The following is a 21,804-nucleotide window of genomic DNA, read 5'->3' as shown; positions in this document are numbered from 1 at the left end:
GGCTCGCATGTGAGGGCCGCTATGCTGACATCCGTGGCGAGCTTCGAGGACGCATTACTGGAGAATCGGGTCCCCCCTCTGCTGGGAGACGTGCGCCTGCGTTACGACGGCGGCCGGCTGCTGGGCGAATCCCTCCCTCCGCGTTGGGAGCGGAGAATGCTGCCGGGACTGTGCGTCGGTGTCGCCGTGGGCGCCGCCGTGGGCGCCGCCGTCATGGTGGGCCACGAGCAAGGCGCCTTCCCCACCGCGTCTGGAGCCCTGGCCCTCGTCGCCGCGGCGCTGGTGGGACTCGCCCTGCGAATCGAGTCCCAGCTGGGACGCCGCCGCTTCGTGATGCACTTCCGCTCGGAGAGCCTGCGGTTGGAGCGCCTGGCCTGGACGCCGGGTGCCACCCGCTCGGAGATGGTGCCCTTCGACGCGGTGCGAGCGGTGCACCTCGTCGAGCGCCCCGGCCCTCGCTACGCGCTCGTCGTGGAGTACGCCTCGGAGGGCGCTCAGCCCCAGCGCGCCGTGCTGGTGGAGAACGTGCGCCCCTCGGAGGGCGAGTCACTCCACCGCGTGTGGCGCATGCTCAGCAACGCCTTCGGCCTCAGGGGAGCGGGGCTCGCCGGAGGGTGATTTCGATGTCCGTGCCCTCGCCCGGCGTGGACGACAGCCGCAGGTTGCCGCCCGCCTGCGTCACCAGCTCGCGGCAGATGGACAACCCGAGCCCCGTGCCAATGCCCACCGGCTTGGTGGTGAACAGCGGCTGGAAGACGCGCTCCTGGAGGTCCATCGGGATGCCGCAGCCGTTGTCCGCCACCGTGAGGACCACGTCCTCCGTCCGCACGGACCAGCGCACTTCGATGCGCCCCTGCCGCCCGGTGCCACCCATGGCCTGCGCCGCGTTGACCACGAGGTTGAGCAACACCTGGCACAGCTTCACCGGACCGAAGACGACGCGCACGGCCTCGCCGTTGCTCGTCAGTCGCGCCCTGTCCCGCACCTCGGCGCGCGCCAGCTTCACCGCGAAGGAGACCACTTCGGCCACGTCCGCCGTGCCCTCCATGTCCTCGCCTCGCGCCTGCGCGCGCAGCCCCAGCGCCACCTGCCGAAGATGCTCCGCGCCGTCCGCCAGGTCCTTGATGAGCGCCGGCAGGTCCTCCACCGTCTCCGCCACCTCCGGACTCGGGTCCTCGGGGAGGTGCTTGGACACGTACTGGATGACGCTCGTGAGGTCCCGCTGCAGTGACGCCACGTTCTGCGAGAGGTAGCCCACCGGGCCCATCAGCTCGTGGGCGATGCCCGCCGTCACCTGCCCCAGCGTGGCCAGACGCTCCGACTTCATCATCCGCCCTTCCACCTCGCGGATGCGCAGCTCCAGCCGGGCAATCTTCAGCGCGTCGTCCAGCGCGGCCTGCAGCTCCGAGCGGTCCCACGGCTTGACGAAGTAGCGCGTCACCTGTCCGCGATTCACCGCGTCGATGACGGCCTGCATGTCCGCGTACGCCGTGACGAGCATGCGCTTGGCGTCGGGCGCAATCGAACGCGCCCGCTCCAGCAGCTCCACGCCCGTCATCCCCGGCATGCGCTGGTCGGAGAGGATGACGCCAATCTCACCCTTGCGCTGCTCGAGCAGCGTCAATGCCTCGCTGGGGGACGCGCTGCGGAAGATGCGGAAGCGTTGCCCAAAGTTCGCGTCGAAAACCCGCAGGTTCAGGGCGTCGTCGTCGACGTAGAGCACCGCGGGTAGTTCAGACGGGTTCATGACGCTCCTCCTGGCCGGCTATCCCACGACGAGGCCAGGCTGGTGACGCCTAGGATAGCGCCTCCTCCGACTCCCTTTCTTCTGGGTGCCGACGGAACCGTCCCCCCGGGACGCAATGCCTCCCCAACTCTAGAGCAACCAGACAGGATTGACCCCCAGGAAAATCCAGACGACCGCACGGTTCCCTGCCTGGAGCACGGACGTGACACTGGCGTCGTGGACGCGCCGGGTGAGAGCCCGGCGCGCCGCGGAGAAGGAGGGTTCAGCGGGGAGATGTGAGGGTGGAGGCGTCGGACTCCGGGAGAGGCTCCTCCTGGGCGGCATCCTGCTCCAGGGCCACGGCCACGGCGTCCACGGAGGGGAAGCTGCCCCTGGGCAGCACGCTTAGCAACGAGAGCACCGTGGGCGGGGCCTCGTTCTCCCGGGCCACCCAGGTGAGCTCTTCAGCGGAGAGGGGGAACACCGCGCCGAGCAAGGCCTGGTGCAGCGACTGCGCGAGTGGCAGCGGCTGACCGACCCGTGACTCCAACTCCGACACACCCTCGACAAGCCGTTCGCGTGTCATGTCGTCGTTCATTTGAACCAAGTTAAGCAGCGAACCGAGGCGGCTGCCGGCCTTTTTTCGTGTCCGCTCAGCAGGCGAGGGAATAGGCCTTGCCGAGGGGCCTCGGGGTGGACGCCTTCCGCCACGCGCCACACCGTTGACGCGGGACTCCACGAGAGTCTCCCCCCAGGAGGAAAACCCCATGGCGCACCAGGACAAGCCGGACGACGTGCCGCGCAACGCGGCCAGCGACAGTGATTATGAGGAGCACATCGAACATGTGGAGGCCACGCGCCCCGAGCCCTGGCCCGGCATCAGGGGCCGCTCGGTGGACGAGGAGCACGACCTGCCCACCGGCACGAGCCGCGAGCAGCAGGCGAGCGTGACCTGCGAGCAGCGAAGATTGGAAGAAGAAGCGCGCCGCGATGAGCCGACGCGCAAGTGACACCGCGGCCCGCTCCCGTGCGCCCCGGAGGACGGGGCACGACGAGGAGCGGGCCACGAGAACCGCCTAGAACAGCAGCCGCGTCGGGTGCTCGAGCAGGCCGCGCAGCTCCCGCAGGAACTCCGCGCCAATGGCCCCGTCAATGATGCGGTGGTCGCACGACAGCGTCGCCGTCATCATCTTGCGGATCACCATCTGCCCGTCACGCACCACCACCTTGTCCGCCACCGCGCCCACCGCGAGGATGGACGACTGCGGCGGGTTGATGATGGCGACGAACTGATCGATGCCGTACATGCCCAGGTTGCTCACGGTGATGGAGCCGCCCGTGTACTCGTCGGGCTTGAGGGCCCGCTTGCGAGCGCGCTCCGCCAGCTCACGCACCTCCGTGGAGATGGCCTGGAGGCCCTTCGTGTCCGCGTCGCGGATGATGGGCGTGATGAGCCCCTGCTCCAGCGCCACGGCGATACCCACGTCCACCGCGCCGTGGTGGACCACCTGGTCCCCCTGGAGCGACACGTTGATCTTCGGGTAGCGGCGCACAGCCATCGCCACGGCCTTCACGATGAGGTCGTTGACGGAGACCTTGAGCTCCATCGCCTTCGCCTCCTCGCGCACCTTCACCGCGGCATCCATCTCCACCTCGAGGGTGAGATAGAAGTGCGGCACGCCGGGCTTCACCTCCGTCATCCGCTGCGCGATGACCTTGCGCATGGAGGACAGCGGCTCGGACCGGGCCTCGGGGCGGGCCACCGTCGCGGTGGACGGAGCCTTCCGAGTGGCGGGCGCCGTGGGAGCAACAGCGGCGGGAGCCTTCACTCCACGGGCCAGGGCCTCCTCGATGTCGCGCTTCACCACGCGACCCGACGGACCAGAGCCCTGCACCTGGGCGATGTCCAGGCCCTTGTCCTTGGCGATCTTCTTCGCCAGCGGGCTGGCGCGAACACGCCGTCCCCCGGAGGCCACCGGTGCCGACGCGGCAGGCGCGGCCTGTGCGGCGGGCGCCGGGGGCTTGGGCGCGACGGCGGCCGGAGCAGCCTCCACGGGCTTCGGCGCGGCGGCCGGAGCAGGCGCGGCGGCGGCCTTGCCACCCTTCGGCGTGAGGTACGCGATGGGCGAGCCGACGGGCGCCGACTGGTTCTCCCCGACGACGATCTCCGCCAGGGTCCCGTCGTCGTAGGCCTCGATTTCGAGGTTGGACTTGTCAGTCTCCAGCTCGGCGAGCGCCTCGCCGGAGGTGACCTTGTCCCCCACCTTCTTCAGCCACTTGACGATCTTCCCCTCCGTCATCGTCGGGGAGAGGCTTGGCAGTTGGATGGCGATGCGGTCCCCGCCTCCGCTCGACGCGGGAGCGGCGGCCGGAGCAGGCGCGGCGACCGGGGCCTTGGGGGCCTCGACCTTCGCGGCGGGAGCAGCGGGCGCGGGAGCAGCAGCGGCCGTGGGCGCCGGAGCGCCACCCGCCGCCACCTTCTCGCCCTGCGCGCCGATGTAGGCGATGGGGGCGCCGACGGGGGCCGACTGGCCCTCGCCGACGAGAATCTGAAGAAGGTAGCCGTCGTCGTAGGCCTCGATTTCGAGGTTGGACTTGTCAGTCTCCAGTTCGGCGAGTGCCTCACCGGAGGTGACCTTGTCCCCCACCTTCTTCAGCCACTTGACGATCTTCCCCTCCGTCATCGTCGGGGAGAGGCTCGGCATCTGAATGGGCGTGGCCATACGGGTCAGGCTCCCTGGCGGTACAGCACCTTCTTCACGGCCGCGATGATCTTGGGCGCGTCCGGCTGGGTCGCGTTCTCCAGGTTCGCCGCATAGGACATGTTCACATCGAGCCCCGTCACGCGCTCCACCGGCGCGTCCAGCTCGTCGAACGCCTTGGACTGGATGATGTCCACCACGGACGCGCCGATACCCGCCAGCGCCCAGCCCTCCTCGACGATGACGGCGCGGTTCGTCTTGCGCACGCTCGTCAGGATGGCCTCTTCATCCAGGGGCCGCAGCGTGCGCAGGTCCAGGACCTCCACGCTGATGCCCTCCTTCGCCAACTCCTCGGCCGCTTGCATGCAGAAGTAGTACATGCGGCTCCAGGTGATGATGGTGACGTCCGTGCCCGCGCGCTTCACGTCCGCCTTGCCCAGCGGCACGACGTGCTCGCCCTCCGGCACCTCGCCCTTCATCGCATAGAGGCGCTCGCCCTCGAACATGATGACGGGGTTCTCGTCGCGGATGGCCGCCTTGAGCATGCCCTTGGCGTCCGCGGGCGTCGCGGGCGCAATCACCTTCAGGCCCGGGAAGTGCGCGTAGTTGGCCTCCAGCGACTGGCTGTGCTGGCTGGACAGCCGGCCGCCAGCGCCGCCCGGTCCACGGAAGACGATGGGGCAGCGCAGCTGACCGCCGGACATGTGGCGCAGCTTGGCCGCGTTGTTGACGATCTGATCCATCGCCAGAATCGCGAAGTTCCAGGTCATCATCTCCACCACGGGACGCAGACCCACCATGGCCGCGCCCACGCTCATGCCGCCGAAGCCCAGCTCGGAGATGGGCGCGTCGATGATGCGCGCGCTCCCGAACTTGTCCAGCAGCCCCTGGGACACCTTGAAGGCGCCGTTGTAGCGACCCACTTCCTCGCCAATCAGGAAGACGTTGGCGTCGCGCTCCATCTCCTCGGCGAGCGCCTGGTTCAGGGCCTCGCGGTACATCAACTCGGGCATCGTCGGCTCCGACTCGAAATCAAAAAGGTTGGTTGGTCAGGGGGGCCTTGCGACTCAGTTCGTCAGGCCCGCCTTCTTGTCCGCCGCCTCGGCCTGCGCGCGCGGCTCCAGGTCCCACGTCACCTTCAGCTCCTGGCCGCTCGGGTACGAAGGCCAGTTCTCCACCTTCACGCCCAGCACCCGCTCACGGGGACGCACGTCCTGCTCGCCCGGCTCGACGATGGTGTCGCGCCACAGCTCTTCCAGGGCCGGCTCCGGGGACTCGTCCGCGAACTTCACCGCGGCGTCCACCTGCGCCTTCACCTCTTCTTCGATTCGCTCGAAGTCGGCGTCCGCGCCCAGGCCGTTCTTGATGGCGTACTCGCGCAGCTTGGGGATGGGGTCACCCTTGCGCTCCTCCTCCACCTCCTGCTTGGTGCGGTAGTTCGCCGGGTCCGCCATGGAGTGGCCACGGAAGCGGTACGTGTTCGCCTCCAGCAGCACGGGGCCCTTGCCCGCGCGGCACCACGCGGCCGCGTCCTTCACGGCCTCGTACATCTTCAGCGCGTCCATGCCGTCCACCGGCTCGCCGCGCATGTCGTAGGCGGCGGCGCGCTTGTAGATCTCCGGCACCGCCGAGGTGCGGGAGATGGCCGTGCCCATGCCGTAGCGGTTGTTCTCGCAGATGTAGATGACCGGCAGCTTCCACTTCGACGCCATGTTGAACGTCTCGTGGAGCGCGCCCTGGTTGGCCGCCGCGTCCCCGAAGTAGCAGACCGTCACGCGGTCCTCGTTGCGATAGCGGCTGGCGAAGGCCATGCCGGCCGCCAGTGGAATCTGCCCGCCGACGATGCCGTAGCCCCCATAGAACTGGTGCTCGATGTCGAAGATGTGCATCGAGCCGCCCTTCCCCTTGCTGTAGCCGGTGCCCCGGCCGAACAGCTCCGCCATCACCATGCCCGCGTCGCTGCCGCGCGCCAGGGGCTGGCCGTGGTCGCGGTACGCGCTGAGCATGTAGTCATCCTTCCGGATGGCCTCGATGGGGCCCACCGCCACCGCTTCCTGGCCAATGTACAGATGGCAGAAGCCGGCGATCTTCCCCAGCGTGTACTGCTGGCCCGCGCGCTCCTCGAAACGGCGGATGAGGTACATCTTCCGGTACATCGTCAACAGCAAGTCTTTCGAGTACGGGCTGGCCACCGCGGGTGCCTCCATGCTGTCCGCCCCTCCTCACCCGGGGCGGCATACGCCGTGCGCCTCATAGCGCGCGGCAGGGGGACTTCAAAGCCTTTCAAACCCTCTGGGCCGCACCTGTCTTCCAGGCGCGGTGCGTCAGGAAACGAGCGTGAAATGCGGGACGCTGATGATGCCGTCCAACAGCGTCACCGGTCGACCGGAATGATCCGTGGCCAGGTGAATCACGGTGGCCTCGGGGAAGCGCACCCGGTAGTCGTTGGCGTGGGTGGGCTCGTTGTCGAAGGCGGCCACCACGGTGCCCAGCCGACCCAGCCTCGCGTGGGCCTCGCGCTTGAACGCGTCGTCGTCCTCGCGCGGCGTGGGCTTCATCAAGAGCAGCACCCGCGCGTCGTCCGGCACCGCCATGCCGTGGCGCCGCAGGCAGGCGACTGAGCCCTCGCGCATGCCCTCGTGGCGCCCCGTCACGTAGACGAGCTGGGCCCCCGTGGCCACCACCGCGTGGGTGAAGGCCGCCGCGCCGTCGATGGCCTCGTCCACCTCGCAGTACGCGCTGGTGAAGAAGCGCTCGCCCCAGAAGCGGCGGGCCTCCGGGAAGTGGGCCTCCACCTGGGCCTCCTCCAGCCCGCAGGCACGCATCGCGTCACGCATGTCCCAGCCGGAGGTCCAGTGCTCGGGGCCGCAGGCGGCGAGGCTCGGCACGGCCTGGGCCTCGCCATATTCCCGGAGGATGCGGGCCTGCCGGTGCCGGTTGTCGAGCAGGGTGGAGTCCAGGTCGAACGCCAGCACCGCCCGCTCACCGAGGGAGCGAGCCCGGGCCAGGATGGCGTTCAGGCTGTCGCGCCAGTCGTCGCGGATGCGCTTCTTGAAGTCTTCGTGGGCCATGGGCGCGGCGAAGACTACCCGCGCGCGCGCTCCAGCGCCGCCGAAACCGCCCGGGTCAGGCGGCCGACTGCCAGGGCATGGGGCCAGTGGGCGCGCCCGGCGTGGTGTCCGCGAAGCGCAGCATGCGCTGGATGCCGTTGCGGTCCAGCACCAGCCGCACCAGCTGCGTGCTCTCCTGGCGGCGGTCCGTCTCCTCCTCCTCCACCGTGAAGCGGAACACCACGTCCACCGGATAGCGCTTGGCGCCCCGGATGTGCCCCACCGACAGGTCCGCCAGGTCCACGTACTCCAGCGCCAGCTCCGGCTCGTCCATGTCCCGCAGGAAGCGCTCCACGTTGAGCCGCAGGATGTCCGTGACGCCCGACAGCCCCCGGTCCGAGCGCGGCAACAGGCGCGCGTCCAGGACGATGTGCTTGCGGTAGCGGATGACCGTCTCCGTCAGCTCGCCCTGGGACACGGTGAGGAAGTCGTCCTGGTGCCGCAGCGCCAGCACCGCGTCCGGCACCTTGGGCCCGTAGTCCACCCGCTCCTCGCACGTGCCGATGGTGCGCCCCGTCACCGGGTCCACCAGGTCCGCGGTGCGGTCCGACAGGTGCGTGGCGGCCACCCGGCTCGACAGCCGCCGCAGGCCCTCTTTGATTCGGTCCTTCATCATGTAGCCGACCACGGCGATGAGGAAGAAGTTGAGGCTCACCTGCGTGAAGCGGATCTGCGCCCACAGCGCCACCGCCGTGGCGAACGCCATCGCGATGCCCGCCGCCAGCGCGAACAGCACCTCTTCCCACCCCTGCCGCTTCTGCCTGCGACGCGAGGAGAGGAAGAGCACGTTCATGCAGAACTTCTTCAGCATGCCCAGCCGCTGGATGTACTCCTCGTTGTCGCCCGTGGGGCTCAGCACGCTGCGCAGCCGGTGCTCCTTGCGGTAGGACTCCTCGCGCAGCACCGCCTCCATCAGCCCCTTGCGCAGCCCCAGCCACGGCTCTCCGCGCGGCAGCGACTTCATGTCCGCCACCGAGCGCCGGAAGCCGTTCTCCACCAGCAGGCTGACGTACTCGTCCACCAGCCGCAGCGACGCGCGCGAGCGCTCCTGCAGCCGCAGCTCCCCCACCGAGCGCAGCCACTGACGGAAGCGCGCCAGCACCTGCGTCACCCCCGCCTGCATCGCCACCACGTCCGACTCCAGCGTCGCGCACGCGTCGGTGGGCAGCGCCACCGGCCCCTCGCAGCGCGCCTCCACCCCCGTGGCGAAGCGGCGCAGCGCCCCGCGCAGCACGCACGACAGGAGCTTGGCCTGGTAGACGACGTCCCGCTCCGAACCCAGCCCCGTGCGCAGCCACGCCTCCAGCCTCACCAGCGGCGAGGTGTCCGACGAGAGCAGCTCCTGCACCGCCATCACCGGCGTCTTGAAGCGCACGTAGTTGTGGATGTCCGCGTAGAAGTCCCCCCGCGGGTACGTCTCCTGGTCGATGTTCAGGCTGCCGGGGAGGAACAGATGCGCCTCCACGAGGTAGCGCGTCTCGTCCACGCCCGAGGGCTGGTACTCGAGCTTGATCTCGAACTGCTTCCGGTCGTGAACCTCGAAGCGGCTATGGAGCGGTGCGGGTGCCTGGGACACACCAGCACTCTACGTTACAACCCTGTCACGGGGGAGTGACGCCCCCGTGACGTCCAGCGGTCCACAGGGAACTCAGCCTCCGGTACCAGTCTTGGGAGCTGAAACTGTCTGCGTGACGGCGGAAGCGCCCGAGGCAGGGGCCGTCTTGGGCTGGGGCCGGGCGTTCCACACCCGGGTGGCCAGCAGGAGGCCCGCGAAGGACAGCGGCAGCATGGCCAGCGGCCAGTTGCCCCAGTTGTGGGGGTCCTTGGCCACCTCCCCCGCGGGGAGGATGCGGCCGAGCAGCAGGGACTGGAGCGCCGTGCCCGCATAGACGGCGCCGTCGATGATGCCCACCGCGAGGCCCGCGTTCTTCTTGCCGCCGAAGTCCATGCTGGCCGTGCCGGACAGCATGCCGTGCACGCCGATGACACACAGGGACATGAAGATGACGGTCCACCCCAGCGCGGGGCTGCCCAGCAGGAACAGCGTGGCCACCGCGCCCACGCTCATGCCCGCGTAGAGCACTGCGGAGACGGGGCCCCGGCGCGAGTCGAACACGCGGTCGCTGATGACGCCGGCGAACATGCCGCCGGTGATGCCCGCCACGCAGAGCAGCATGCCCCAGTTGGCGGCGACGAACGTGTCGGCGATGCCCGTCGCCTTCGCGAACTTGGGGTACCACTGCATGATGGCGTTGCGCATGAAGCCGCTGCAGAACTCCACCATCAGGATGATGATGATGGCGCGGTTGGTGATCATCTTCTTGAAGACGGGCCACACGCCCAGGCCCGCGTGGGCATCGCCGCTGGACGCGTCGGCGGTGTCGAAGTCCGGGTGGCCCGTGTGGCCAGGCGTGTCGCGGATGACGAAGAAGTCCACGACGAAGAAGACGGCGAGGATGGCCGCGGGTACGAAGAACACCCAGTACGTGGGCGCCGCCTTGGCGATGAAGCGGCTCCAGTCGTAGGCGAAGTACACGCCCAGGGAGATGAGGATGCCGAAGACGCCGCCCAGCTGGCCGCGCTCGCGCACGTGGAACCAGGACGCGTTCACCTTGACGATGGAGACCGCGCCGAAGCTCTGGAAGTACATGTTGACGGCGTAGAGGAACGACAGCGTCCCCACGATTCCGCCCGGCGGCTCCCAGCCCTCCGTCAGCACCTTGTAGACGACGATGCCCATCAGCACGTTCGCCACGGACGAGCCCGCGGCGGACAGGAGGATCGTCTTCCGCCCGCCGAGCCGGTCCGTCAGCGGACCGTTGAGCAGGAAGGCGCAGCCGTACACGAGCGTGCCCCAGAAGAAGATGGTGCCGAAGTCCGCGTTGGACGTGTGGCCCTTCATCGCGCTGGTGGCTTCGTTGAGGTTGTAGCGCCCCATGTAGAGGAACGCGTACGTCATCCCCAACGGGAACCAGTTGAAGAAGCGGCGGCGGCGGAACGCGTCCGTGTGGCCCAGCTCCACCTTGGGCAGGCGGGCCAGCACGAGCGAGACGGCCCCCAGCAGGATGAGAATGGGCAACAGGTTGGCCAGCCACGGGGGCAGCGACGACATGCAGCGACCTCGTCAGTGGAGTGCGGAAACGCCGCGCACCCTACCCTGGCGCGCGGCCCGCGAGAAACCCCACTGACACCGCTCAGCCCAGTCGGGCGAGCAGCCGCGTCAACGAAACCTCCGTCTTCGCATCCGGGATGTCCCCACGCCGGCACGCGTCGAGGACCTCGGACAAGGGTCTCCAATGAAGGAGCGTCCCCTCTTCCAGCGGCGACCCGTCGCCCTCCGGCTCCTCCTGTTTCACGTCCGTCACGTCCACCGCCGAGGGAAACACCTTCTCGGAGAGGATGCCGGGCGCCAGGAAGAACGAGCCGCCCAGCAGCTGGATGTCCTCGGGGCGCACCACGTAGCCCGCCTCCTCGCGCACCTCTTCGGCCGCGCGTCGCCGCAGCCCCTCCTCGCCCTTGTCCTCCGGCTCCAGCAGCCCCGCGACGATCTCCTCCACCCGCAGGTAGCCCGCACCGGGATCCGGCACCGTCATCGCGTCGCGTTGATCCTTCCTGAAGTACGCCGCGGGCCTCAGGTTCATCCGCGTCAACACCTCGAGTCCCGCCGCACCGCGTCGGTAGACGAGCACCGACACGGCGTCCAACCGAGGCCTGTCCACCACGTCCACTCGGTAGACAGGCGAGGAGGAGCCGTCCGCGCGCCGGTTGCGGCAGCGCAGTCGCTTCACTCGGAGGAAACCCTCGTCGCAGCGCGCCGTGGCCGAGAAATCCTCGATGATCTCGATGTCAGTCACACTGGAATGGCTCTGCCGCATGTCTGCCTGCTCTCCTGGAGTTGGACCGTCAAGGTGTGCGAGTAGGAATGCCATGGCGGCGTAGCTTGCCCGCCCGTGTCCGATACCGTACCTTGCGCGCGCTTTACTCCCGACGTTCTACCGAAACACGGATTCTTCCTGATGCGTCGCCTCCTGCTCGGCCTGCTTTGTGCCCTGGCCACCGCTTCGTGCATGCCAGTGGTGGAGGGCCAGGACTACCACCTCGAGGGGCAGGAGGTGCGACTGACGCTCCTTCATACCTCGGACATCCACTCCCGGCTCATCCCCTTTGACTTCGCTCCGCTGAAGACGGACCAGGACCTGGGCCTCGTGCCCGAGGCGGGCCCCTTCGGTGGCGCCACGCGCATGGCCGCCATCCTCAAGCGGGAGCGCGCGAGGGGCGAGCGGGTGATGCACGTCGACTCTGGCGACTGCTTCCAGGGCGCGCCCATCTTCAACCTCAACAACGGCGAGGCGGAGTTCCGCTTCCTGTCGCAGGCCCGTCTGGATGCCGCCGTGGTGGGCAACCACGAGTTCGACGCGGGCGCGCTGAACTTCACGCAGCAGGCCAAGCAGAACGCCTCCTTCCCGCTGCTCGCCGCCAACTACAACTGGAATGACTGGCGGCAGAACGGCAGCAACGAGACGGGGCTGGAGACCTCGCCGTACACCATCCGCAACATCAAGGGCCTGCGGGTGGCCATCGTCGGCATGGCCAACATCTCCTCGCTCAACTCCATCGTCGAGGGTGGCAACAGCCTGCAGGTCACCCCCCTGGAGCAGAACGAGGTCGTCCGCGCCTATGTGGCGCTCCTGCGGCCGGTGACGGACCTCATCGTCCTCGTCAGCCACCTGGGCCTCACCGAGGACCAGGACATCGTCCAGGGCTACGAGGCCTATTACGAGTACGGCCGCGCCCGCAGCTTCATCCGCCGCCAGGACAACCCCTGGCAGGTGCTGGAGTGGTTCGGTCCGGAGGGCCAGGAGAAGTCGGTCGTCCGCGTGTTCGTCCCCGGCGTCTCCGGCGTCGACGTCATCATGGGCGGCCACCTGCACGTGGTGCTCAACCCGCCGCAGCTGCTGGCGGACCCGAGCGGTCGCAAGGTGGTGCTCGCGCACTCCGGCGCCTTCTCCAAGTACGTGGGCCGGCTGGAGCTGGTCGTGAAGATGCCGGATGAGCTCGGCGCGGGAGAAGGCGGCGAGGTCCTCAGCCAGGACTACCGCGTGTTCCCCATCGACGGGCTCTGGTGCGACGACGCCATGCGCCGCTACCGCTACGACTCCAACATCTTCTGGGAGGAGGGTCAGTTCATCCAGACCCCCGCGGTGCGCGCGGCCATCGACAAGTGCCGCGAGCAGGAGGACCGCCAGACGACGCACCTGCTCCAGCCCTACATCGTCGGGATGGACCTGAAGCTGCAGCTCACCAACATCTTCGCGTACGCGCCCACGGACGTGACGCGCCGGAACAACTCGACGGGTGGCGACTCGCCGCTGGGCAACATCGCCGCGGACTCGATGCGCAAGCGTCGCCGCGTGGACGCGCAGATGGCGCTCACCAACTCGCTGGGCATCCGCGACAACCTCTACTCGGGTGTCGTGTCCCAGGAATCGATGTTCAACGTGTTCCCGTTCGAGAACACCATCAACATCATGTACCTGTCGGGCAAGGAGATGCAGGAGATGTTCGACTTCGTGGCCGAGCGCTCCTCCGAGCGTGGCTGCGTGAGTCAGGCGCAGATCTCCGGCGCCAGCTTCACCATGGATTGCGCCCAGGTGCAGATCAACGACCTGCGCGTCGCGTGTGACATCTCGCTGGCCGGCGCGGACTGCCCCCCGGACAACCGCGAGGGCCACGCCCCCTGGCAGTGCATCCAGGACCAGAACACCTCGGGCACGGCGGGCCGCTGCTACGCCCACCCCGGCACGAACATCATCGTGGGTGGCGAGCCGCTCAACCCGTTCGGAACCTACCGCGTGGCGGTGAACGACTACATCGCCAAGGGTGGCTCGGGCTTCAACGTGCTCAAGCGCAACACCACGCGCCAGGAGACGGGCATCTCCCTGCGCGACTCGCTCATCGGCTACATGCAGGACTTCTGCACCTGCGACGACATCAACGCGGGCTACGCGACGCGCGGCAACCGGGCCGACGGGCAGCGCTGCGGCTCGCTGGTGAACGGCCAGTGGGTCATCAATGATCGCCTGCGCGCCTCCTGCCGGGAGATGCAGGACTACGAGAACGAGCTGTCCGCCAAGGTGGGGAGCTGCTCCTGCGAGGACCTGCTCCGCAACGGCTACAACCCGTCGAGCTGCGGCGTCGCCACCGTCACCAACCCGGACCAGGCCCGCGCGGCCTGCATCGCCGCCAAGCAGGTGGGCTCGTGCACCTGCGGAGACCTGGCGGCCCGTGGCTACAACCCGAACGGCTGCAACATCCCCGACGTCACCAACGCGGTGGAGGCCCAGGCCGCCTGCGCGGTCTCCCCGGGCCCGTTCACCGGCCGGTGTGACTGCCGCGAAGTCATGAGTGGATCCAACCCCGTGTGCGGAACGGTGACGCAGCAGCTGCGCAACTTCTGCACGAACCCGACGGCGATGCCCATCGCCGACGCCGTGGAAGACGGCCGCATTGGCCGGAGGGTGAAGTAATGAAGAAGCTCATGCTGCTGTCGGCGCTGGCCCTGGCCGGCTGTTACACCGAGGAGTCGCCCCAGCCGAAGGGCCTCGCGTCCTTCGAGGTCACCGTGAAGGGCTTCTACGTCGCGGACTCCAATCCGCGCGCGGCGCTGCCCGTGGTGGCCAGCTGCGCCGCCCAGCACGGTGGCAGCCAGGCCGCGGTGCCCGTGGCGATTCGGGGCACCCCTGACTGCCGCCTGGCCATGCCTCGGAGCCCGGTGGATATCGACTTCGACATCCAGGCGGTGGACGTGAAGGGCCAGCCGATGGACTCGTTCAACGGGCCCGTCTCCTTCCGCACCGTCCCGGGCAACCTCACCGGCCCCTATCGCTACCGGTGGGTGCAGCTCACCAATGGCAAGGGCACGGGCACCGTGCGCAGCGCGCAGCTCTACGGTGAGGCCCATGTGTGGGTGGAGGACGAGCCCGTCCAGGTCGACTACGCCGAGGGCCAGGTCGTCGCCGGAGAGCTCCCGGAGGAGCCCGCCGTGCGCACCTTCTCCACCGGTCTGTCGCGCTCCATGCACTTCGAGGAGCCCACCATCTCCACGGTGCAGGTGCCGCAGAACAGCGACCAGCTCACCGCGTACAACGGCACGTTCATGCGCATTGGCCGCGCGCCCGAGGCGGGCTCGCCGCTCATCCAGAACTGCGAGCCGGACGACCCGAACTACAACCAGCCGGTGACGCTGCTGGTGACGGGCACGGATCCGGGCGGCTTCTTCGTGACGGACCTGACGGCGTGCCGCGTGCGCGAGGGAACCATCCCTGGCGCCAACACGCAGACGGCGGAGCCCTCGGGCTTCTTCCCTGGCCGCTTCAACGCCCTTTACATCTACAACTACTCCTTCCCGGAAGGCTTGGACCCGGGTGACCTGCTGTGGTCCATCGCGGGCTCCGTGCAGGAGTTCACGGCGACGACGCAGCTGACGTTCCCCTCGTGGAGCATCCGCGAGAAGGTCCGCCTGCTGCCCCAGTCCGAGTGGAACAAGTACCTGAACCTGGCGCCGCCGACGGAGATCAACGGCCGGCTGTGCGGCTTCAGCGGCTCGCCCTACATCACGGACGTGATGTGCGGCTACAGCTACGGCAACTACAAGATGGAGGGCCTGGAGTCCTCGCTGGTGAAGATCCGCCGCGTGAAGTTCCCGCGGGTCTTCAGGAACTGCGACGCCAACGGCAACAGCAAGGTGCCCTTCTTCTGTCCGGATCCGCGCTCCAACGTCTTCGGCGCCTGCGGCGAGGACGACCCCAATGACCCGGACGTGCCAGAGCGCCAGTGCAACGTGGACTGCACGCTGGGCATGGGCCAGTACCGCGGGCAGATCTGCGCCGAAAAGAATACGTACGACAGCTTCGGCCAGTTCGTGGTGGAGATGAACCCGATGGGCGCCGCCGAGGCGGGCCTGGACTCTTCCGTGAATGGCCGGCTGCACGCGCTCAACGCGCTGCCGCCCGTGTCTCCCGCCACCGAGGCCTGGACGCGCTCCACCAACACCTACGGCACGGGCGTGACGCTGAACATCTGGTGCGACAAGGCGGTGAACGTGCGGTTCGGTGGCACCAACGTGCCGGGTGTGCCGAGCAACGTCGCCCTGGCAGCGGCCACGCGCCTGGAGCACACGCTCACTGACAACCAGGCCTATGTCTGGGTCTCCGTGCAGAACGCGGCGAGCGGCTCGGCGGCCTGCAAGCTGAGCCAACACCCGCGTGCGCGCATCAACCTGGTGACCAAGGACGCCGTGCCGGACCTGCTGGTCAACTGCAGCGAGACGGATACCGACGCGACCCGCGCCGAGCAGTGCCGGTTCCTGCATGGGGCGACCTTCGACATCGTGGGCCATCTGCGCCACGTCAGCGCGGCTCGGCCTCGCTGGATTGTGCTGCCCCGAGATCAGGACGACCTCTGTTGCTACCCCGGCCCGGGCCTGGAGTGCCCGCGTCCCATTGAACCTTGCGTGAATCCGTAGACTTTTGACGAAACTCGCCCCCCGGGTCACCGGGGTGCAGGGAGGAGCGAACCCAAGCGGGCGCTCCGTGGAGAGGGACATTGAAAACGCTGCAGAAGCTGGCCCTGACCGGCCTTATCTCCCTGAGTGCGCCCGCCTGGGCCAGTGACTTCGTGGACACGCGTCTGTCGTTCGTCTTCGCGGACGACAACGTGCTCGCGGGCTCGGGTGAGACCACTCCCAACAGCCCCAACGCACGGTTTGGCGCGGGTAACCAGAACACCCAGTTCTACGACAACTTCAACACGCGCTTCTCCGGCTTCGAGTCGCTGTCGAACATCGTGCTCTACAAGCGGGCACCGGCGTTCTTCGAGGGACTGACGACGGAGGCTGCCCTGACGCTGCTGGTGCTGGAGCGCCCCAGCGGACAGGTCGCCATCCAGGACAACTCCAGCTACATCCGGCTCAACTACCAGCCGCCGGGCTGGGGTGAGAAGGAAGGCATCTCGCTGGTCGGCTTCCCGGTGTCCGCGGACCGCTTCCGTCTGGGATATGCGTACCGCATCTCCTGGGGTGGCAGCGGCGTGTTCACCACGCGCTCGGCGACCAACGGCGTTCCGGGTGCCAAGCTGCAGATCACCCGCGACCGCTGGTACGCGTACGTGGGCGGCAAGACGGCGCTGGTGCAGAACGAGCTCATCCTCGAGGAAGAGACGCTCTACGGCGTGATGGCCGGCGCGGGCGTGGACATCCTGGAGACGCTGCGCGTCGAGGCGGGCGGCGGCTACTTCCAGAAGGGCCTGGTTCCGGGGCTCGCGACGCTGGGTGTGGAGGCGCCGGTGAACGCCGCGGGCGTGTCCGCGCAGGTCGTCTACCACGTGGGTGTGCCCGTCGGAACGAGCGTGGACTTCCGGCTCTACAAGAACGACCCGGAGATCTACGAGCGCTTCTTCGCCCCGGAGAAGTACCCGGGTGGCCTGTCCTACTCCGTGTCGATGGAAGGCAGCTACCTGTCCCAGACGCTGGAGAAGCCTGACCAGTTCGGCGCGACGGAGCCCCAGGGCGCCACGGCGCTGGCGCTGCAGGCCCGCGCGAAGCTGGGCTTCCTGCGCTTGAGCCTGCTCGGCCTGTACCGCAGCCTCTCGTACATCCAGTTCGACGTGCCGGGCTTCCCCCCGTTCCAGGACTTCCCCGAGGGCACGGAGCTGAACCCGGAGATGTTCCTGGCGTTGGGTGCGGACTACCACCTGCCGGAGCTGCACTTCACGCCGGGCTTCATCTTCGGCATCCAGCGTCCCGCGTCGTTCCGCAGCCCGGACTCGGTGCTGGGTGGCAACAACCCGCCGCCGAACCTGGTGGGCACGCGTACCGTCGTGGTGCGTGACGTGAATCAGCTGAGCATCCTGCCGGAGACGTGCGGTGGCTCGGGCGCGTGCGGCGCGGAGCCCATCTACTCCGCCAAGGCGACGTTCCGCTGGGATTTGTCCGACTCCGTCGCGGCGGTCGGCGAGGTCTACTACACGTACGACACCAACCGGACCACGTTCCGGGACGACATCACCGGCGTGGCGCAGCCCACGTTCGAGAAGCCGCACGCGCTGGGCTTCAACACGCTGCTGCAGGCGCGGTTCTAAGCGTTCGCTCGGTTGAGCAGACATCGCGGCCCGGTTCCCTGCTCAGGGGACCGGGCCGTTGTCGTTTGAACGACGACCTCGAGAGGGCAAGCACAGCAGGAAAATCAACCTGGGTCGGCATCAACCAACTGGAACTCGTGTGCGAAGAGCACCTTGACGTTCGTATCGGAGAAAACGAAGCCTGAGTCCCCTGCATCAATGCGAGGTGCTTTCACCCGCCACCAACTGGGCAGGTGAATCTCCGTGCATCCAATGAGCACTAAGTACTTCCGGTATTTTTTGTCGGCACTGTTCAGCTCAACCACGAGCCGGTCGTGGCTCGACGTATAGCGCCACAACCGAGCTGTCCCGTTCTCCAGTGCGGAGAAGAACTCGCGCGCATTGGTCATATCCATCCTTGCACCCTACGGCAGCGTGGGACCAAGCCAACCATCCTCAAAGCTACTTCGTGAAGCAGGGGTGCGCCGTGTGACGGGCTCCAGCGATCCTTATCCGTGGGAGCCGCAGTCACGGCCCCGCCCTACTTCCGGTACTCGGCCTGGAGATGCAACGCACGGCTGGTCAGGAGTCAATGGATCTGCAGTCGAACGAGATGAACTCGTCCTCGTAATCCTTGACATGAAAATGAAGCCCTTCCCAGCCGCGGGAGGAGATATCCTCGGCTTGCATCAAAACCAAACCCGTCAGTTCGACGACCTGGCCAAGGAATCGCAGTGACCTCACGCCACGGAACACAAGTGTCCGGTCCGTCTGGTCATCGACCGCCTGAATTCTCATGGACACCGAAAGCTCATCCCCAGCACGCCCAATCTCGACGTGGACAACATGGCTGAGGGGGGCAAGCTGCCGTTCGTTTGTCTCTCGACTCACGGCGTGAACTCTCCTGGGAGGTGACTGCCAACTTCCTGACCAGCGGTTCCGGGCTTGGTCCAGACGTAGATGGCAGTGCGGGTCCGGAATCCCTTGCGCCTTGTTACCCGCATTGAAGTCGGTGTGAGCGTCACCCGCGTCGGTGGACAGGTTGGTTACGCAGCCACCCTCTTCGTTGTAGCCATTCGCTCGAGCTCGACAGGGCTGACGTAGCCCAGAGAGGAATGACGCCGCTTCCGGTTGTAGAACACCTCCATGTACTCGAACAACGCTCGCTTCGCTTCCTCACGTGTCTTGAAGTGGGTGACGTAGACGATGACCTGCCAAGGCGCGCATGGTGGAGCGCACCAACAGTGAGGCATTCGTTACAAAGTCAACACACGTGGATTCAGCGGTCTCTTTTCGAGGCCGCCAGTCTTTGCCGACACACGCTCAATCCCGGTCCCACCTGGCACCCGGTGATTGCAGGACCCCGCCGTGGTTTCGGCGGGAGCCCTGCCCACTCGCTCGCCTCACGCCGAAGTCATGCGCACCACTTCGTCGAAGGCCGTGAGCCCTTGAGCCAGCTTGCGCACAGCGGCCTCGCGCAGCGTGCGCATGCCTCCGCGCCGAGCCACTTCCACCAGCTTCTCGTACGGCGCCTCGCGTGAAATCTGCTCGCGCAGCTCTCCACCCGTGGTGACGATTTCGAAGACGCCCGTGCGGCCCACGTACCCCGTGCCTCGGCAGCGCACGCAGCCCGCGCCCTTCAGCAGACGCACCCCACCCGGCAGCAACGGCAGCGGCGCCTGGAGCGCGAGGAGCTCATCCGGCGTCAGCGTCGCCTCCTCCGCGCAATGACTGCACACTCGCCGCAACAGTCGCTGGGCCATGACGCCCAACAAGCTCTGCGCCAGGAGGAACGACGGGACACCCAAGTCCCTCATGCGCGCCACCGCACCCAGCGCGTCATTGGTGTGCAGCGTGGAGAGGACGAGGTGGCCCGTGAGCGCGGACTGGATGGCGTTCTCCGCCGTCTCCTGGTCACGAATCTCACCCACCATGATGACGTCCGGGTCCTGACGCAGGATGTGGCGCAGCGCGCTCGCGAAGTCGAGCCCCAGCTTGGGCTGCACCTGCACCTGATTGAAGGCGTCCCACACCATCTCAATCGGGTCCTCAATCGTGGTGACGTTGACGTCCGGCCCCGCGAGCGCCTTGAGCGCGGAGTAGAGCGTCGTCGTCTTGCCACTTCCCGTCGGCCCCGTGACGAGGATGAGGCCGTGGGGCTGATCAATCCATGACTCGAAGGAGCTCTTCTCTTCCGGATCGAACCCGAGCTGGGCGATGTCCTGCACCAGCGTCTCCGGGTCGAAGATGCGGATGACCACCTTCTCGCCAAAGGCCGTGGGCAACGTGCTGACGCGCAACTCCACCTCGCGCCCGTCCCGCTCCGTCTTGATTCGCCCGTCCTGGGGCTTGCGCTTCTCGGAGATGTCGATGCGCGCGAGCATCTTCACGCGCGAGACAATCGGCGGATGCACCTGCGCTGGCAGCGAGTACACCGGGTGCAACACACCGTCGATGCGCAGCCGCACCACGCTCGTGGAGCGCTTCGGCTCGATGTGGATATCCGACGCGCGGTTGTCGAAGGCGTAGCGCAGCAGGTAGTCCACCGCCTGCACCACGGGACGGTCCGACGCCTCCAGCTCCTGCGTGCCGCTGAGCGACACGAGCTGCTCGAAGTTGGAGACCTGTCCGCCCCCCACCGCCACGCTGAAGTCATCCGCCGCGCGGGCCAGCGTCTTCCCGAAGCCGTAGATGTCGGAGATGGACTTGAGGATGTCCACCTTCGCGCTCAGCACCGGCTCCACCGGCATCCCGGTGAGGCGGTGGAAGCTCTCGAACAGCTCCCTGTCAAACGGGTTGGCCACCGCCACCAACAACCGTCCCTGCGCCGTGCGCTCCAGCGGGAGCAACACATGCTTCTGCGCATACGGCCGGGACACCGTGCGCGTGGCCAGCGTCATGTCCAGCTTGAGCGGGTCTATCTTCCGGTAGGTGATGCCCGCGGCACGCGCGGCGGCCTCCGTGACCCGGTCTTCGTCCAGCACACCCCGGCCATTGGCCAGGGGCACCTGGAAGGCGGCCACCACCTCCACCGGCGACACGTCGTAGCGCGCCGCCTCCTTGCCAATCGCGGCCGTCTGCGCCTTGAGGACTCGCGCTCGCGCGGCCCCCTCCTTCGCGAGGACTTCCTGGGCCTGCTGGGGCGTCAACAGCCCCTGCCCCACCAGCGCCTCCAGCACGAAGAGCGTGGTGAAGTCATCCCGGCTCCTCGGAGGAGGACTCCCCGGGCCGCTCACTGCTTGTGCCAAGTCCGTCTCCTTCCCGCCACCAGCAGCAGCAGGACCAACCCACCGAGGAAGGCCGCCGCCGACACGGGAGCGCCCGTACAACCACAGCCATCCGGCCCCGTGGTGCTGCCCGTGGGCGGCCCCGCATCCACGGGCGGCGGCGGCTGCGAGCCACCATCGTTGCACAGCGTGCACGGCCCGGCGTCCGGCCGCGCCAGCGGATCGTAACAGGTGCCTCCGCTCGCACAGAGCATGTTGGGCGCGCAGTCCTGATTGGACACACACACAGGCAAACAAGCGGAGCTGCCCTGCTCCACCGAGCCACACCGCAACGTCGCGGGGCATGAGCTGGTGGAACACGCTCGCACGCAGGCCCGCTCACCTTCCTTGTTCACCACCTGGCACGACGTGCCTCCAGGGCAGGCACACGCGGAGACAGAGCACTGCTGCGCGCACACGCCCTGCGTGCCCCCTTCCGCGAAGAGGCAGTACTGGTTGGTGCCGCACTCGGCGTTCGCCGTGCACGCGTCGCCCACCTGCTTGCCCGCGGTCTGCTTCGGAACACAGACGCGGTCGCACGTCCGGCAGACGGAGTTGCTGTCACAGTCCAAGTCGCCATAGCAGCCAGGGACACAGAGGTTACCCTCGGGCCGGGCCTCACAGGTGTAGCCAGGACGGCAGTCGCTGCCCCCGAGCGTACAGTCCTTGAGACAGATGGAGCCCTGTCCAGCCACCACGGAGCACCCCGAGCCCGCAGGGCACGAATCGGCGCCGCTGCACGTCTCGGTGCAGTAGCCCTTGTCCCACCGGGCGAACTCGCCGTTGCCCGACGGCGGGGCCACCGGGGCGATGCAGGAGCCATTCGTGTTGCCGCAGCTCCGCGGGCCAGGCGTGCACTCACGCCCCACCGGCGTGACACCGTC

The 21,804-nt window shown here is 67.8% G+C and carries 17 protein-coding genes and 2 pseudogenes; 5 read left to right on the top strand and 14 right to left on the bottom strand.

Features of this window, described 5'->3' with window-relative positions; translation table 11 throughout:
- Nucleotides 1-21: 21 nt before the first annotated feature.
- Entirely contained in the window at nt 22-618 is a 597-nt protein-coding gene (locus ACN469_RS27880; RefSeq protein WP_498772548.1) for a hypothetical protein, read from the top strand.
- Here ACN469_RS27880 and ACN469_RS27875 read toward each other — a convergent pair.
- Together ACN469_RS27875 and ACN469_RS27870 are read right to left on the bottom strand one after the other, a co-directional pair.
- Nucleotides 590-1,747, bottom strand: a complete 1,158-nt coding sequence (locus tag ACN469_RS27875) for a sensor histidine kinase (protein WP_498772546.1) — start codon at nt 1,745-1,747, stop codon at nt 590-592. The genes ACN469_RS27880 and ACN469_RS27875 overlap by 29 nt on opposite strands.
- A 262-nt stretch (nt 1,748-2,009) precedes the next feature.
- On the bottom strand, nt 2,010-2,312 hold the full coding sequence (locus ACN469_RS27870; RefSeq protein WP_498772544.1) for a DUF2795 domain-containing protein: 303 nt from the start codon (nt 2,310-2,312) through the stop codon (nt 2,010-2,012).
- 181 nt (nt 2,313-2,493) lie between these two features.
- Between ACN469_RS27870 and ACN469_RS27865 the strand changes: the two genes are divergently transcribed.
- A complete protein-coding gene (locus ACN469_RS27865) occupies nt 2,494-2,736 on the top strand; it encodes a hypothetical protein (protein WP_498772542.1) in 243 nt (80 codons plus the stop codon).
- 66 nt (nt 2,737-2,802) lie between these two features.
- Here ACN469_RS27865 and ACN469_RS27860 read toward each other — a convergent pair whose 3' ends face one another.
- From ACN469_RS27860 to ACN469_RS27830, 7 genes are all read right to left on the bottom strand, one after another.
- A complete protein-coding gene (locus ACN469_RS27860; protein ID WP_498772540.1) occupies nt 2,803-4,449 on the bottom strand; it encodes a pyruvate dehydrogenase complex dihydrolipoamide acetyltransferase in 1,647 nt (548 codons plus the stop codon).
- A 5-nt stretch (nt 4,450-4,454) separates the two neighbouring features.
- Nucleotides 4,455-5,441, bottom strand: a complete 987-nt coding sequence (locus ACN469_RS27855) for a pyruvate dehydrogenase complex E1 component subunit beta (RefSeq protein ID WP_498772538.1) — start codon at nt 5,439-5,441, stop codon at nt 4,455-4,457.
- Nucleotides 5,442-5,495: 54 nt separating this feature from the next.
- Nucleotides 5,496-6,620, bottom strand: coding sequence for a pyruvate dehydrogenase (acetyl-transferring) E1 component subunit alpha (pdhA, locus tag ACN469_RS27850; RefSeq protein WP_498772720.1), 1,125 nt, complete (start codon nt 6,618-6,620; stop codon nt 5,496-5,498).
- 132 nt (nt 6,621-6,752) lie between these two features.
- Nucleotides 6,753-7,499 carry an HAD family hydrolase gene (locus ACN469_RS27845; RefSeq protein WP_498772536.1) on the bottom strand — a complete coding sequence of 249 codons (747 nt, stop codon included), beginning with the start codon at nt 7,497-7,499 and terminating at the stop codon, nt 6,753-6,755.
- 55 nt (nt 7,500-7,554) lie between these two features.
- Nucleotides 7,555-9,114 carry a hypothetical protein gene (locus ACN469_RS27840; protein ID WP_498772534.1) on the bottom strand — a complete coding sequence of 520 codons (1,560 nt, stop codon included), beginning with the start codon at nt 9,112-9,114 and terminating at the stop codon, nt 7,555-7,557.
- A gap of 72 nt (nt 9,115-9,186) precedes the next feature.
- A complete protein-coding gene (locus ACN469_RS27835; RefSeq protein ID WP_498772532.1) occupies nt 9,187-10,650 on the bottom strand; it encodes an MFS transporter in 1,464 nt (487 codons plus the stop codon).
- Between the two features lie 82 nt (nt 10,651-10,732).
- Entirely contained in the window at nt 10,733-11,413 is a 681-nt protein-coding gene (locus tag ACN469_RS27830) for an NUDIX hydrolase (RefSeq protein WP_498772530.1), read from the bottom strand.
- A gap of 141 nt (nt 11,414-11,554) precedes the next feature.
- On the opposite strand from ACN469_RS27830, the gene ACN469_RS27825 reads away from it, so the two are divergent.
- The 3 genes from ACN469_RS27825 (at nt 11,555) to ACN469_RS27815 (ending at nt 17,675) form a co-directional block, all read left to right on the top strand.
- Nucleotides 11,555-14,065 carry a bifunctional metallophosphatase/5'-nucleotidase gene (locus tag ACN469_RS27825; protein ID WP_498772528.1) on the top strand — a complete coding sequence of 837 codons (2,511 nt, stop codon included), beginning with the start codon at nt 11,555-11,557 and terminating at the stop codon, nt 14,063-14,065.
- Nucleotides 14,065-16,062, top strand: coding sequence for a single stranded DNA-binding domain-containing protein (locus ACN469_RS27820; RefSeq protein WP_498772526.1), 1,998 nt, complete (start codon nt 14,065-14,067; stop codon nt 16,060-16,062). The genes ACN469_RS27825 and ACN469_RS27820 overlap by 1 nt, the downstream gene beginning before the upstream one ends.
- Nucleotides 16,063-16,142: 80 nt before the next feature.
- Nucleotides 16,143-17,675, top strand: coding sequence for a hypothetical protein (locus ACN469_RS27815; RefSeq protein WP_498772524.1), 1,533 nt, complete (start codon nt 16,143-16,145; stop codon nt 17,673-17,675).
- Between the two features lie 104 nt (nt 17,676-17,779).
- On the opposite strand, the gene ACN469_RS27810 is transcribed toward ACN469_RS27815, so the two are convergent.
- From ACN469_RS27810 to ACN469_RS27790, 5 genes and pseudogenes are all read right to left on the bottom strand, one after another.
- Entirely contained in the window at nt 17,780-18,070 is a 291-nt protein-coding gene (locus ACN469_RS27810; RefSeq protein ID WP_498772522.1) for a hypothetical protein, read from the bottom strand.
- A 166-nt stretch (nt 18,071-18,236) separates the two neighbouring features.
- The gene (locus ACN469_RS27805; RefSeq protein ID WP_498772520.1) at nt 18,237-18,545 is read right to left on the bottom strand and encodes a PIM8 family immunity protein; all 309 of its coding nucleotides are present in this window, start codon (nt 18,543-18,545) and stop codon (nt 18,237-18,239) included.
- A gap of 155 nt (nt 18,546-18,700) precedes the next feature.
- Nucleotides 18,701-18,850, bottom strand: a pseudogene (locus tag ACN469_RS27800) (IS3 family transposase); the annotation flags it as partial.
- A 207-nt stretch (nt 18,851-19,057) separates the two neighbouring features.
- Nucleotides 19,058-20,902: a GspE/PulE family protein gene (locus ACN469_RS27795; protein ID WP_498772518.1), complete on the bottom strand. Its 1,845-nt coding sequence runs from the start codon at nt 20,900-20,902 to the stop codon at nt 19,058-19,060.
- Nucleotides 20,887-21,804, bottom strand: a pseudogene (locus tag ACN469_RS27790) (matrixin family metalloprotease); the annotation flags it as partial. The gene ACN469_RS27795 and the pseudogene ACN469_RS27790, both read right to left, overlap by 16 nt.

The organism is Corallococcus terminator (assembly GCF_049194865.1).
Classification (GTDB): domain Bacteria; phylum Myxococcota; class Myxococcia; order Myxococcales; family Myxococcaceae; genus Myxococcus; species Myxococcus terminator_A.
This window is presented reverse-complemented; position numbering and strand designations above follow the sequence as displayed.

What these genes read in the sequence shown, in the direction of transcription:
- ACN469_RS27880 (WP_498772548.1), top strand. Translation starts at nt 22, where the DNA reads ATGCTGACATCCGTGGCGAGCTTCGAGGACGCATTACTGGAGAATCGG.
- ACN469_RS27875 (WP_498772546.1), bottom strand. Translation starts at nt 1,747, where the DNA reads ATGAACCCGTCTGAACTACCCGCGGTGCTCTACGTCGACGACGACGCC.
- ACN469_RS27870 (WP_498772544.1), bottom strand. Translation starts at nt 2,312, where the DNA reads ATGACACGCGAACGGCTTGTCGAGGGTGTGTCGGAGTTGGAGTCACGG.
- ACN469_RS27865 (WP_498772542.1), top strand. Translation starts at nt 2,494, where the DNA reads ATGGCGCACCAGGACAAGCCGGACGACGTGCCGCGCAACGCGGCCAGC.
- ACN469_RS27860 (WP_498772540.1), bottom strand. Translation starts at nt 4,449, where the DNA reads ATGGCCACGCCCATTCAGATGCCGAGCCTCTCCCCGACGATGACGGAG.
- ACN469_RS27855 (WP_498772538.1), bottom strand. Translation starts at nt 5,441, where the DNA reads ATGCCCGAGTTGATGTACCGCGAGGCCCTGAACCAGGCGCTCGCCGAG.
- ACN469_RS27845 (WP_498772536.1), bottom strand. Translation starts at nt 7,499, where the DNA reads ATGGCCCACGAAGACTTCAAGAAGCGCATCCGCGACGACTGGCGCGAC.
- ACN469_RS27835 (WP_498772532.1), bottom strand. Translation starts at nt 10,650, where the DNA reads ATGTCGTCGCTGCCCCCGTGGCTGGCCAACCTGTTGCCCATTCTCATC.
- ACN469_RS27830 (WP_498772530.1), bottom strand. Translation starts at nt 11,413, where the DNA reads ATGCGGCAGAGCCATTCCAGTGTGACTGACATCGAGATCATCGAGGAT.
- ACN469_RS27825 (WP_498772528.1), top strand. Translation starts at nt 11,555, where the DNA reads ATGCGTCGCCTCCTGCTCGGCCTGCTTTGTGCCCTGGCCACCGCTTCG.
- ACN469_RS27820 (WP_498772526.1), top strand. Translation starts at nt 14,065, where the DNA reads ATGAAGAAGCTCATGCTGCTGTCGGCGCTGGCCCTGGCCGGCTGTTAC.
- ACN469_RS27810 (WP_498772522.1), bottom strand. Translation starts at nt 18,070, where the DNA reads ATGGATATGACCAATGCGCGCGAGTTCTTCTCCGCACTGGAGAACGGG.